11 protein-coding genes and 1 pseudogene are annotated in these 12682 nt (G+C 72.8%); 7 read left to right on the forward strand and 5 right to left on the reverse strand.

Features of this window, described 5'->3' with window-relative positions; all coding sequences use genetic code 11:
* Positions 1–14: 14 nt before the first annotated feature.
* The 5 genes from ACFY2A_RS06180 to ACFY2A_RS06200 all read right to left on the reverse strand — a co-directional run bounded on the left by ACFY2A_RS06180 (position 15) and on the right by ACFY2A_RS06200 (position 5178).
* Positions 15–2741 (reverse strand): FtsX-like permease family protein, encoded by a 2727-nt coding sequence (locus tag ACFY2A_RS06180; RefSeq protein ID WP_387169128.1) that lies wholly within the window; start codon positions 2739–2741, stop codon positions 15–17.
* Positions 2738–3556, reverse strand: a complete 819-nt coding sequence (locus ACFY2A_RS06185; RefSeq protein WP_363917109.1) for an ABC transporter ATP-binding protein — start codon at positions 3554–3556, stop codon at positions 2738–2740. The genes ACFY2A_RS06180 and ACFY2A_RS06185 overlap by 4 nt, the downstream gene beginning before the upstream one ends.
* Positions 3553–4134 (reverse strand): PadR family transcriptional regulator, encoded by a 582-nt coding sequence (locus ACFY2A_RS06190; protein WP_387169132.1) that lies wholly within the window; start codon positions 4132–4134, stop codon positions 3553–3555. The genes ACFY2A_RS06185 and ACFY2A_RS06190 overlap by 4 nt, the downstream gene beginning before the upstream one ends.
* Positions 4135–4220: 86 nt before the next feature.
* Positions 4221–4652, reverse strand: a complete 432-nt coding sequence (locus ACFY2A_RS06195; protein ID WP_387169135.1) for a ferritin-like domain-containing protein — start codon at positions 4650–4652, stop codon at positions 4221–4223.
* Between the two features lie 22 nt (positions 4653–4674).
* Positions 4675–5178 carry a hypothetical protein gene (locus tag ACFY2A_RS06200; RefSeq protein WP_387169494.1) on the reverse strand — a complete coding sequence of 168 codons (504 nt, stop codon included), beginning with the start codon at positions 5176–5178 and terminating at the stop codon, positions 4675–4677.
* Between the two features lie 168 nt (positions 5179–5346).
* On the opposite strand from ACFY2A_RS06200, the gene rimP reads away from it, so the two are divergent.
* The 7 genes and pseudogenes from rimP (at position 5347) to ACFY2A_RS06235 (ending at position 12681) form a co-directional block, all read left to right on the forward strand.
* Positions 5347–5979, forward strand: coding sequence for a ribosome maturation factor RimP (gene rimP / locus ACFY2A_RS06205; RefSeq protein ID WP_387169138.1), 633 nt, complete (start codon positions 5347–5349; stop codon positions 5977–5979).
* On the forward strand, positions 5976–7019 hold the full coding sequence (gene nusA / locus ACFY2A_RS06210) for a transcription termination factor NusA (RefSeq protein WP_387169142.1): 1044 nt from the start codon (positions 5976–5978) through the stop codon (positions 7017–7019). Before rimP ends, nusA begins: the two co-directional genes overlap by 4 nt.
* Before the next feature lie 16 nt (positions 7020–7035).
* Positions 7036–7366 (forward strand): annotated as a pseudogene (locus ACFY2A_RS06215) (YlxR family protein).
* Between the two features lie 93 nt (positions 7367–7459).
* The gene (gene infB / locus ACFY2A_RS06220) at positions 7460–10441 is read left to right on the forward strand and encodes a translation initiation factor IF-2 (RefSeq protein ID WP_363917119.1); all 2982 of its coding nucleotides are present in this window, start codon (positions 7460–7462) and stop codon (positions 10439–10441) included.
* 91 nt (positions 10442–10532) lie between these two features.
* Positions 10533–10826: a DUF503 domain-containing protein gene (locus tag ACFY2A_RS06225; RefSeq protein WP_363917121.1), complete on the forward strand. Its 294-nt coding sequence runs from the start codon at positions 10533–10535 to the stop codon at positions 10824–10826.
* Positions 10827–10960: 134 nt separating this feature from the next.
* The gene (gene rbfA / locus ACFY2A_RS06230; RefSeq protein ID WP_387169145.1) at positions 10961–11452 is read left to right on the forward strand and encodes a 30S ribosome-binding factor RbfA; all 492 of its coding nucleotides are present in this window, start codon (positions 10961–10963) and stop codon (positions 11450–11452) included.
* 233 nt (positions 11453–11685) lie between these two features.
* On the forward strand, positions 11686–12681 hold the full coding sequence (locus ACFY2A_RS06235; protein WP_387169496.1) for a bifunctional oligoribonuclease/PAP phosphatase NrnA: 996 nt from the start codon (positions 11686–11688) through the stop codon (positions 12679–12681).
* The last annotated feature ends 1 nt before the right edge of the window (position 12682 follow it).

The following is a 12682-nucleotide window of genomic DNA, read 5'->3' on the forward strand; positions in this document are numbered from 1 at the left end:
GTGTCGGGTGCCGGTCAGTCCAGACGGCGTTCCACCGGTAGCCGGGACCGGGTGAACAGCGCCGCGCCGAGCATCGCCACCAGTGGTACCCCCACCAGCACACCCAGGGTGAGCCAGGGCATCACAAGCGGGTAGGGCGGTTCAATCGGCCAACTGTCGGCGTACCGCCGGTTGGTGAAGGCCAGCACGATCAGGGCCGAGGCGAGTCCGGCGACGATTCCGAGCGTCGAGCCGAGCACCGCGATCAGGCCAGCCTGGCAGAGCGACAGCAGGCGGCGTACGCCCGGTCCCGCGCCGACCGCGGCGAGGGTGGACAGGTCGGCCCGACCCTCGGCGGCGGCCAGACCGGTGGCGATGCCGGCGGCGCCGACGGTGACCACCGCGGAGACCGCCGCCAGCAACAGCAGTAGCGGGCGGGTGTCGTCGTAGTCCCGGTTCTGCTCCACCGAGATGCCCACGGAGCCGAGCGGGCGGAGCGCGGCATCGAGTTCGTCCTGTTGCTGCTCATCCGGTGGTTGCTGGACGTGCAACGCCCAGCCGATCTGCCGGGTGACGAGCCCGAGCTGGTCGGCGGCGGCGGGGGAGAGCAGCAGCCAGTGCTCACCGAGCCCGGTGTGCAGCGCGTGCCCGGGCACCGTGGTGAGGTCCGCCGGCCGCGTCTCGCTGCCATGTTCGACCCGGAGATCCAGCCGGCCGTCGCGCAGGAAGCGGGCGTCGGTGATCACGGCGCCACCGGAGCGCAGCGTTGCGGTGGCGGCGTCGGCGTCGGCCGGTGCGACGCCGGTGAGCAGCCGCAGCGTGGTGCCGTCGTCCACAGCGACCCGAAGGTAAGGGCCGCTGGGGCTGTCGTCGATGCGCTGGCAGCGGGAGTCGGCGCGCGCCCGCAGTTGGTCGGCGGCGCTGAGCGGCTCGTACGGCTGCCAGGGGCAGGCCCGCTCGGGGGGCATGGTCGCGGTGATCGTGCAGGCGTAGAAGTCCGGCGAGCAGCCCGCTGCCACCAGCGGAGCGATCGTGTCGGCACCGAGCAGTTCCCGCGCCGGGCCACTGATCTGGTCGAGGGCGGGTGGGCGGTCCGACGCGGGATCGCCGCCGGTGGTGACCAGCACGGTGCGTTCCGGCAGCAGCGCCCGGTTCCGCTGATCGCTGCGGGCGTCGTCGCTGGCCAGGAAGAGGCCGAGGGCGACGCTGCCGGCGACTGCGGCCATCACGGCGGAGATGGCCGGCGCGGCCGACGCACGGTTGCGGCTGGCGTCGCGTACCGCGATCCGGGGTGCCAGTGGCAGGAACCGACCGAGCCGGGCCAGCAGTCCCACAAGCGTCGGGGTGGCGAACACCAGCCCCAGTTCGCCCAGGACCAGCCCGGCGAGGATGACCGGCTGCGAGGTGACGACCGCGCCGATCGCGGCCACGACGGTGCCGCCGGCGGCCAGCGCGATGCCGATGGCGAGCCACCGGCGTCGGTGCACGGGTGGGGTGCGCCGTCCGGCGAGCCCGGCCACCACGTCCTGCCGGGCGGCCGTCCACGCCGGTGCCAGCGCGGCCAGGACCCCGGCCAGCACCGCGACCAGCGCGATCACGACCAGGGCCGCGGGCCAGACGCGGTAGCCGCCGAACCGCTGCTGGAAGATGAACTGTTCGACCAGGGGCCGGCCGGCGAAGGCGGCGGCCACGCCGAGCGCGATCCCGGTCACCGCACCGACTACGCCCAGCACCACGCCGTCGGCGAGCACTACCCGACGCAGCTGCACCGCATCGCCACCGGCGACCGCGACCAGGGCCAGTTCCCGTCGCCGACGGCGTACCCCGACGGCGAACGCCGGCCCGACCAGCAGCACCACTTCGAGCAGGCCGAGCCCGCCGACGAGTACGCCGGTGCTGACCGCCTCCACGGTCATCCCGCTCATCCGCGAGTCGACGTACGTGGGCAGCTTCCCGGGCGGCGCGGGTACGCGGGCGGTGACCACGACGCCGTTGCGGTTGAGATGCCGGAAGGTGTCGGCGGTGAGCGGGCCGGGCAGGTCGGCCAGGAACACCTCGTCGGGGTCGGTCTGCGTGGGAGCCCCGGCGGGATGCAGGATGACCATCGGGGTCAGTTGTTCGGGGAGTTCGGCCACGCCGACGACCGTCCAGGTACGGGTGCCGTCCCCGGCATGGACCCGGTCCCCGAGGTCGACGCCGAGGCTGCGACGGGCGGCCAGGTTCACCGCGATCTCGTCGGCGGTGGCCGGTGCCCGGCCGCGGTGGATCCGGGCGGCGCCCTGCCCGAGGGGGTCGGTCAGGTCGATCGCGGTGGCGGTGATGTCGTCGCTGATCCGGTCGCCCTGCCAGGCGCTGAACGGCACCCAGCGACGTACCGCCAGCACCCGGCTGCCCTCGGGCAGCAGCGCGGCGACGTGCTCCGTGGTGACCGGTGCGGTGAGCGGCTGGTCCCGGTCTCCGGAGGTCCAGCCGCTGCCGTCGGAGTTCTGCTCGACCGGGCCGCGCCCCACCATCCGAAGTTCCGCGTCGGCGCTGCCGAGCCGGCGTTCCATCTGCTCGCTCGGGGTCAGCCGGGCCATGTCGACGCTGACCGCGATGAAACTCAACGCCAGCACCGGCAGGATGATCATCGCCAGCACCAGGGTGGTACGCCCGCGCGCCCGCTTCGCCTCGCGTCGGGCGATGCGCAGCGCGGCCCGCCACGATCCGAGCGTCTCGGCCAGCCGTGCGCCGCCGGTCAGCCGGGCCGGTCGACCGCTCACCGGCCGCTGCCGCTGAGCAGGGCCTCCACGCCGGCCAGCGGGGCCGTCGAGTCGACCGTCACGCCGTCGCGCAGGAAGACCACCCGATCCGCCCACGCCGCGTGGCGCGCCTCGTGGGTCACCAGCACACCGGCGGCCCCCGCGTCGACCCGGCGGCGCAGCAGCCGCAGCACCGCCTCCCCGGTCTGCGAGTCGAGCGCCCCGGTCGGCTCGTCGGCCAGCACGAGGCGCCGCTGCCCGACCAACGCCCGGGCGATGGCGACGCGCTGCTGCTGGCCACCGGAAAGCTGGTCCGGGAACCGGTCACCCAGCTCCGACAGCCCCACCTCGGTCAGCGCGTCGAGCGCCAGCCGGCGGGCCGTTCGTACCCGGGTGCCGTCCAGTTCGAGGGGGAGGGCGACGTTCTCCACGGCGGTCAGGCTGCCGATGAGGTTGAGGTTCTGGAAGATGTACCCGATCCGGCGGCGGCGCAGCCGGGCCAGCCCGCGCCGGTCCAGGGCGTGCAGCGGCTGCCCCTCGACGTGCACCTCACCTGCGGTCGGGCTGTCCAACCCGCCGGCCAGGGTGAGCAGGGTGGACTTGCCCGAACCGGAGGGGCCCATCACGGCGACGAGTTCGCCGGGGCGTACAGCCAGGCTCACCCCGCGCAGGGCGTGTACCGCCGCCGGGCCGCTGCCGTGCGTGCGATGCACGTCACGCAGGTCGAGTACCGTGTCGCCGGCCGGTGCGGGGACGGATCCGTCGGGGATGTCGGCGGAGTCCGACGTGGCCCGCGGGTCGGGGGCGGCCGGCATCTGCCTCCCAGCGGCGGTCACCGTCGTGCCTCCTCACCACTGTGGCCCACCGCCTCGGAGAGGGGCGCTGGGCCGGCGGCCGGGGGGCGGTGCCGCACCAGGCTGCTCTCGCAGTGGTCGAGCCAGCGCACCTCGGCCTCGGCCTGGAACACCATCGCGTCCAGCACCAGCCGCCACGGCAGATCCTCCGGACGGTCGCTGGAGTACTTCAGCCGGGTCAACTCCTGCAATGTCCGCATGGTGGCGGTCCGTTGCGTCTGGACCACCGCACGGACGTCCACGCCGGGGGTGGTCAACGCCAGCGCCAGCTTGATCGAAAGCTCGTCGCGGGGGCGGTCGCTGCGGCTGATCGGGGTGGCGAACCACAGGGCCAGGTCCGCCCGCCCGGCGTCGGTGATCTCGTACGGCCGCTGGCCGGCTTCGCTCTCCGGCAGCGGCCTGACCAGACCGTCCCGCTCCAGCCGGGACAGGGTGGTGTAGACCTGCCCGATGTTCAGCGGCCAGGTGGCGCCGGTCGACTCCTCGAAGGCGGCCCTGAGCTGATAGCCGTACATCTGCCCGCGTTCGAGCAGGGCGAGCAGGCCGTGGCGGATGGACATGGACCGGAGTATGCATACCTGGTATGTCGACCGCAACCGGCGTGGACGTGAGTTCGCCTACGCCGGGGTGCGTCAGCCGGCCCGGCTCAGCCGGGGCGACCCGGGAACGGCACGGTCAACGGGGTGATTCCGGCGCTTCGCCGCCAGCGGGTCGCCCGCACCGCGTACTCCACCAGGGCGGCCAGGGCGCGATCCCGCTCGGCACCGGTGCTGACCGGCAGCGCCGCACGCCAGAAGGCCGCCGTACGTTCCTCCACCTGCACGGCGAGGCGCAGTGCGCTGGCCCGATCGGTCACCGGGAAGGGCAACGCGTATCCGGCCCGATCGGGCGGAACGCTGCCGCCGCCGGTGCTCAACTGCATCACCAGGGCGTCCCGGCGGGCCCGATGAGCGGCTTCCGCCTCCACCGCGGCCTTGCGTTCCGCGCCGCTGAGTCGTACCCCGACGGGGCCGTAGGCCCAGATGGCGGCGTACTCGGCGGTGAGGGCGCCGGCGAGCGCCTCGGCGGATTCGCTCATGACGTCACTCCGCTTCGCTCGTTCATCGCAGCGCCTCCAGGTGGGTCGCGCGGGCGGCGGCGACCGAGCCGAGCAGCGCGACGCGTTCGGCGGGCGCCGCCGCGCAGGCCCGGATCGCCGATTCCCGGCCGGCGCGTTCGGACTTCCGCAGCGCGGTCAGCGCGGCTGAGCGATCCGTCGGCGGCGCGTCCGACGGGGCGGCCGTGGGCGTGGCGGAGGCGGTCGCCACGCCGGTCAGCCGGGCGAGTTCCGTGGCGTGCGCCTCGTGCGACTCGGCAAGTGGGAGCAGCCGGGCGGCCAGGTCGGGGTGGGCGGTGGCGGCGGCCCGCAGGCCCGCCGCGAGCCGCAGCGACTCGTCCAGCAGCGGCGCGAGCGGATCGGGCTGCGGCGGTGGCTCGTCGCGGTCGAGCAGGTCACAACCGGTCAGCGGAGCGGCGGCCCCGCCAAGCGCCAGCAGCGCACCGGCCCGCAGTAGGCCGCGTCGGGAAAGCTCGGACGATTCGTCCTGCCGAGTCGTTCTGCCCATCGCCACCGGACAAGTCAACACCATCGCCGCGAGGTGTGTCCGGCGGTGGCGTCGGTGCGCCGCCCGGGCCGTCGTCCGGGCGGCGCGTTACGCTCTGCGCAGCCACCGGCGCGTCCGCACCGGTGGCGTGCCGGCATGGCGTCGGCGAGCAGCGGAAAGGTTTTTCAGATGACGCAGCGTGGCCGTGCCACCAGGACGACGGGGCGACCCCGCGGTGGTCAGGCTGCACGCGCGGGTCAGACCTCCCGCGGTGACCTCGCTGCCCGCCGCGAACGGCTGCGCTCGGTGGTCGCGCCCGTGGTGCAGGCCGCCGGCTACGACCTGGAGGACCTCACCGTCTCCCGAGCCGGTCGCCGGCACGTCGTGCGCGTGATCGTCGACGCCGACGGCGGGATCAACCTGGACGCGGTGGCCGACGTGTCACGCGCGGTATCCACCGCCCTGGACGCGGCCGAGGAGAGCGCCGGCGACATCGTCGCGGGGGAGTACCAGCTCGAGGTCAGTTCGCCGGGGGTGGACCGCCCGTTGACGCTGCCCCGGCACTGGCGCCGCAACGTGGGGCGGCTGGTCCGGGTGACCGTGCGCGGTGGCACGCCGTCCGGGGGCGACCGCCAGGTCACCGGCCGGGTGGCCGACGCCGACACCGAACGGGTGGTGCTGGAGACCGACGCGGACCGCGCGGAGTGGGCCTACGCCGACCTCGGCCCGGGTCGGGTGCAGGTCGAGTTCACCCGCCTCGACGAGCTGGCCGAATCAGAAGACGTCGACGACGATGACGATGTGGAGGACGAGGAGAGGTGAACATCGACCTCGCGGCGCTGCGCGCACTGGAGCGCGAGCGGGAGATCCCGTTCGACACGATCCTCGCGGCGATCGAGACCGCGCTGTTGACCGCGTACCGGCACACCGAGGGTGCCGAGCCGCACGCCCGGGTGGAGATCGATCGGAAGACCGGCGCGGCACTTGTCTACGCCCAGGAGCTGGGCACCGAGGGCTCCGTCGAGCGGGAGTGGGACGACACCCCGCACGACTTCGGCCGGATCGCCGCCATGACCGCCAAGCAGGTGATCCTCCAGCGGCTGCGGGAGGCCACCGACGAGGTGCACTTCGGCGAGTACGTCGGCCGCGACGGTGACCTGGTCACCGGGGTGGTGCAGGCGCACGAGGCGCGGTCCGAGAAGGGCATCGTCACCGTCGACCTGGGCAAGCTGGAGGGTGTGCTGCCGCAGTCGGAGCAGGTGCCCGGCGAGCGGTACACCCACGGTGAGCGGATCCGTTGCGTGGTGGTGCACGTGGCCAAGGGAATGCGTGGCCCGCAGATCACGTTGTCCCGGACGCACCCGAACCTGGTGAAGAAGCTCTTCGCCCTGGAGGTGCCGGAGATCGCAGACGGCACGGTCGAGATTGGCGCGATCGCCCGCGAGGCGGGTCACCGTACGAAGATCGCGGTGCGTTCCACCGCGGCCGGGGTCAACGCCAAGGGTGCCTGCATCGGTCCGATGGGTCAGCGGGTCCGGGCGGTGATGAGCGAACTCCACGGAGAGAAGATCGACATCATCGACTGGTCGGACGACCCGGCGACCTTCGTCGGTAACGCGCTCTCCCCGGCCAAGGCGCTGCGCGTCGAGGTGGTCGACCTGGCCAACCGGGCCGCTCGGGTGACGGTTCCGGATTTCCAGCTCTCGCTCGCGATCGGGCGGGAGGGGCAGAATGCCCGACTTGCTGCCCGACTGACCGGTTGGCGGATCGACATTCGCTCCGACGCCGAACAGACCAGCCCCGCCGGGCAATCCGGAGCTGATCACGTCCGGGAACCGGGCGGAGCGGTGTCGGGTAGCTAGGGGTAGACTTCCACCAGTGGCACGACGCGCGCTGCCGGAGCGCACCTGTGTGGGTTGTCGACGGCGCGCACCGGCCAGTGAATTGCTGCGGATCGTCGCGATTGGCGACGAGGCTGGTTTCAGCCTCCGACCCGATCCGGCCCGCAGGCTGCCGGGTCGGGGAGCGAACATGCACCCGGATCCGGCCTGCTTCGCGCAGGCAGTGCGGCGTCGTGCCTTCGGGCGCGCGCTGCGCGTCGCCGGGGTTCCGGATGACGGGGCCCTCGCGGAGTACCTGACGCGTCAACCACCACGTCCGGTCACCCGACCGGACGAGGGCCGCTAGCAAGGTAGGACGACCGACATGAGCACACGATGAAGTCCCAGAAATGATCAGGCTTCAAGTGCACGAGTGAGGTCGCTGCGGGTGCTGCCCGCACGACCTCGGAGTGAGGAGTGCAGTGGCAGGTAAGGCCCGCGTACACGAGCTTGCAAAAGAGCTCGGGGTCGAAAGCAAGACCGTACTCGCCAAGCTCAAGGAGATGGGCGAGTTCGTCAAGTCCGCGTCGAGCACCGTAGAGGCGCCTGTCGCCCGACGGCTGCGCAGCGCGTTCGTCGCCTCGGGTGGCCCCGGTGCCTCGGCGGCTGCGCCGCCGGCCGCGCCGGCTCCGACGGCGGCAGCACCGACCCCGTCGCCGACCCCCGGCGAGCCTCGGGTCACCGCCAAGCCGACGCCGCCACGGCGTCCGGCGGTGCCCGGGCCGAAGCCGAAGGGGCCGGTGCCCGGTCCGCCGCCAGCGGCGGCCCCGGTCGCCAAGCCGGCGAGTGCTCACGATATCGAGGTGGCCGCCGCCGAGGCGCGTGCCGCCGCGTTGAAGGCTGAGCAGGAGGCCGCGGTCAAGGCCGCCCAGGCCGCCCGCCAGCAGCAGCGGGAGAACGTCCGCCGGGAGCCCCCGGCCGACGGTGGTACCCGTCCGGGTCCCCGACCCGGTCCCGGCACGATGCCGCCCCGCCCGGGTTCTCCGGCTGCGGGTCGTCCCGGTGCCACCAACCCGGGTCCGGGTGGCCGGCAGGGTCGCCCGCCGGCGCGCGGCGCCGGTAACAACCCCTTCGGCATCCAGGGCAGCCAGCAGCAGCGGCCACCGGCCGCCGGTGCCGGTGGTTCCCGGCCCAGCCCGGCCTCGATGCCGCCCCGGCCCAGCCCGGCCTCGATGCCGCCCCGGCCCAGCCCGGCCTCGATGCCGAGCCAGCGTCCGGGTCGTCCCGGTGGCCCGGGTGCCGGTCGTCCCGGTGGGGGCGCCGGTCGTCCCGGTGGTGGCGGCGGTGGCGGTGGCTACCGTGGTGGCCCCGGTGGTGGCGGCGGTGGCGGTGGCTACCGTGGTGGCCCCGGTGGTGGCGGCGGTGGCGGTGGCTACCGTGGTGGCCCCGGTGGTGGCGGTGGCGGTGGATTCCGCCCGGGTGCGCCGGCCGGTGGCGGCGGTCGCCCCGGTGGCGGCGGCCGTGGCCGTGGCGGCGGTGCCGCAGGTGCCTTCGGGCGTCCGGGTGGCAAGCCCACCCGTGGTCGCAAGTCCAAGAAGCAGCGCAGACAGGAGTTCGACAACCTGTCGGCTCCGACCATGAGCTCGGGGGCTCCCCGGGGTCAGGGGCAGACGGTACGCCTCTCCCGTGGCGCCTCGTTGTCGGACTTCGCTGACAAGATCAACGCCAACCCGGGTTCGCTGGTCCAGGAGATGTTCAACCTGGGCGAGATGGTCACCGCGACCCAGTCGTGCTCCGACGACACGCTGCTGCTGCTCGGTGAGCACCTCGGCTTCAACGTGCAGATCGTCAGCCCGGAGGACGAGGACCGCGAGCTGCTCGCGCAGTTCAACATCGACCTCGACGCCGAGGTGGCGGAGGACCGTCTGGTCAGCCGGGCGCCGGTGGTGACCGTCATGGGTCACGTCGACCACGGTAAGACCAAGCTGCTCGACGCGATCCGTAAGGCGAACGTCGTCGCCGGTGAGGCCGGAGGCATCACCCAGCACATCGGTGCCTACCAGGTCCACGTGCCGCACGAGGGCGTGGACCGCGCGGTGACCTTCATCGACACCCCGGGTCACGAGGCGTTCACCGCCATGCGTGCCCGTGGTGCCCAGGTGACGGACATCGTGATCCTGGTGGTCGCGGCCGACGACGGTGTCATGCCGCAGACCATCGAGGCGTTGAACCACGCCAAGGCGGCCGAGGTGCCGATCGTGGTGGCGGTCAACAAGGTCGACAAGCCGGAGGCGAACCCGGACAAGGTCCGCCAGCAGCTGACCGAGTACGGCCTGGTCGCCGAGGAGTACGGCGGCGAGACCATGTTCGTCAACGTGGCCGCGAAGCCCGGCATCGGCATCGAGGAACTGCTCGAAGCGGTGCTGCTCACCGCCGACGCGTCGCTGGAGCTGACCGCTCCGACCGACGGGCCGGCGCAGGGTGTTGCCATCGAGGCGCACCTGGACAAGGGCCGTGGTGCGGTGGCGACGGTGCTGGTGCAGAAGGGCACCCTGCGGGCGGGCGACTCGATCGTCGCCGGTGGGGCGCACGGCCGGGTCCGGGCGATGCTCGACGAGAACGGCAACCAGGTCACCGAGGCGGGTCCGGCGCGTCCGGTCATGGTCCTCGGTCTGACCGCGGTGCCGGGGGCGGGCGACACCTTCCTCGCTGCGGCGGACGACCGCACGGTGCGGCAGATCGCCGAGCAGCGGCAGGCCCGTCGGCGGGCGGCGGCGTTCGCCAACTCCCGTGGCCGGGCCACCCTTGAGACGCTCATGGAGCAGCTCAAGGAGGGCGAGAAGACGTCGCTCAACCTCATCCTCAAGGGTGACGTCTCCGGTTCGGTGGAGGCCCTGGAGGACGCGCTGTTCAACCTCGACATCCCCGAGGAGGTTCAGCTCAAGGTCCTCGACCGGGGCGTCGGCGCGATCACCGAGAGCAACGTCATGCTCGCGAGCGCCTCGTCCGAGCCGGTCACGATCATCGGCTTCAACGTGCGGGCCTCGAACAAGGTCCGCGAGATGGCCGACCGCGAGGGCGTGGAGATCCGGTACTACACCGTCATCTACCAGGCCATCGAGGAGATCGAGGCGGCGCTCAAGGGCCTGCTCAAGCCGGAGTACGAGGAGGTCGAGCTCGGCACCGCGGAGATCCGCGACGTGTTCCGCTCGTCCAAGATCGGCAACATCTCCGGTTGCATCGTCCGGTCGGGTGTCATCCGACGGAACGCGAAGGCGCGCCTGCTGCGCGACGGCACGGTCGTGGCGGACAACCTCACGGTCAGCTCGCTCAAGCGGTTCAAGGACGACGCGACGGAGGTCCGGGAGGGCTTCGAGTGCGGTCTGACTCTGGGTGGTTACAACAACGTCCAGGTCGGCGACGTGATCGAGACCTTCGAGATGCGGGAGAAGGTTCGCGCCTGATCCTGCGGTGACGCACTGATCAAGGGGTTTACGCCGACCGGCGTAAACCCCTTGATCATGTGGGGTGGGGTAGGGGTAGTGTCCCCAGACGATGTACACCGCAACCGCAGTATTCGACCTGCTGCTACCGGGGGACTCCCGGTCGCTGAAGGCCAAGAGGTCGTACGTGCGGCCGATCGTCGCGGCGCTCCGCCGGTTCGACGTGTCGGCCGCCGAGGTGGGGGCGCTCGACCTGCACGGGCGAGCGGAGATAGGAGTGGCGGTGGTGGCCGCCGAGGCGGCACACGCCCATGAGGTGCTCGACTCGTGCGAGCGTCTGGTGGCGGGCCGTCCGGAGGTCGAACTGCTGTCGGTGCGTCGTCGGTGGTACGGCGACGACGACTGAGTCGGCTGAACGCCGCCCCGCACGCCGGGGGCGGACGGCGCGGGTAGGGTTCGAGTGTTGGGGTCGGTGCGGGCTCCGGTGACGCCGGCGTCGCCGGTCCCGCCCGGTAGCGGGACGCCGTGGAGGTGGCGGAGATGACGGATGCGGCCAAGGTACGCCGGCACGCGGAGCGGGTGCGCGAACTGGTCGCGTCGGTGGTGCGGAGTCAGATCAAGGATCCCCGACTCGGCATGATCACCATCACCGACGCCCGGATCACCGCCGACCTGCGTGACGCCACGGTCTTCTACACCGTGCTCGGCGACGCGGCGGCCCAGGCGGGCACCGCCGCCGCGCTGGACAGCGCCAAGGGCATGCTGCGCAGCACGGTCGGCAAGGCTCTCGGGCTGCGCCACTCGCCGACGCTGACCTTCGTCCTAGACGACGTTCAGGATCAGGTCAAGCACATCGACGACCTGCTAGCCGCGGCCCGTAACGCGGACGCCGAGGTGCAGCGCCTGGCGGCGAGGGCCGAGTACGCCGGTGAGGCGCAGCCGTACCGCCTCGACGATGACGAGGACGGCGCCGATGACGAGGACGAGCCCGACGGGACCGCCGACGATGCCCGGGGCGGGGACCGTCGGTGACCACTCCCTCCGGTGGTGCCGTGACCGAGCCGGATCCCGCCGTGCGGCGGCAACCCGGCCCCGGCCGGGTCGGTGCGGTCGCAGGCGGTCAGCCGGCCCCGGCGACGGCGACCGCAGGTCCGCACGGTCCGGTCGACTCGCCCGGGTCGAGTCCGTCCGCGTCGACATCCGTCGGCCCGACCGAAGCCGGGCCGGCACCCGCCGGGCCGACCGAGGCCGACTGGGCCGCCGCGGTGGCAGCGGTCCGCCAGTTGCCCGCCGACGGCCGGGTGCTGCTGATCTGCCACGTCAACCCGGACGGTGACGCGCTGGGCAGCATGCTCGGCTTCGCGCTCGGGCTGCGGCGACTCGGCGTACGCCGGTTGCAGGCCACCTTCCCCGGTCCGCCGGAGGTGCCCGAGCCGTTGCGCGGCCTGCCCGGTCTCGAGCTGCTGGTGCCGGAGGCGGAGGTGGAACCCGAGCCGGATCTGGTCATCTGCTTCGACGCGGCGAGTGAGTCGCGGCTCGGTGAGCTGGCCGACCGGTTGACCGGGAAGGGCACCGCGCTGGTGCTCGACCACCACGCCTCGAACCGTGGCTTCGGCGACGTGAACCTGGTCGACCCGGGGGCGGCGGCGACCTCCGTACTCGCCGAGCAGCTACTGGACCGGCTCGGCGTGCCGTTGGACGCCGGCATCGCCGAGTGCCTGTACGTGGCGTTGAGCACCGACACGGGATCGTTCCGGTTCGACGCGACCACCCCGGCGGTGCACGAGATGGCGGCCCGGCTGTTGGCCACCGGGATCCGTCCTGGTGACATCTCGCGGCGGGTGTTCGACAGCCGGCCGTTCGGCGCGGTGCGGCTTTTCGGTGAGGTGCTCGGGCGAGCCCGGCTGGAGCCCGATGAGGCCGGCGGGCAGGGCCTGGTCTGGACGTACGCGACCCTGGACGACCTGGCCCGCCACGAGCAGCGGCCGTACGTGCTGGAGGCGCTGATCGATCCGGTGCGCTGCACCGCCGAGGCCGACGTGAGTTGCGTGGTCAAGCAGACCGCGCCGGGGGTGTGGGCGGTCTCCCTGCGCAGCAAGGGTGCGACGGACGTGAGTCGGGTGGCTGTCGCGCTGGGCGGTGGTGGGCATCGGCTGGCCGCCGGTTTCACCGGCCGTGGCACGGTGGACGAAGTCATCGAGCAGATCAGGACCCAGTTGCGGGCGTACGCCCCGAGGAGCGGCACCGACCAGCAGGGGTGAT

It is taken from the genome of Micromonospora sp. NPDC000442 (assembly GCF_042898635.1).
GTDB lineage: Bacteria > Actinomycetota > Actinomycetes > Mycobacteriales > Micromonosporaceae > Micromonospora.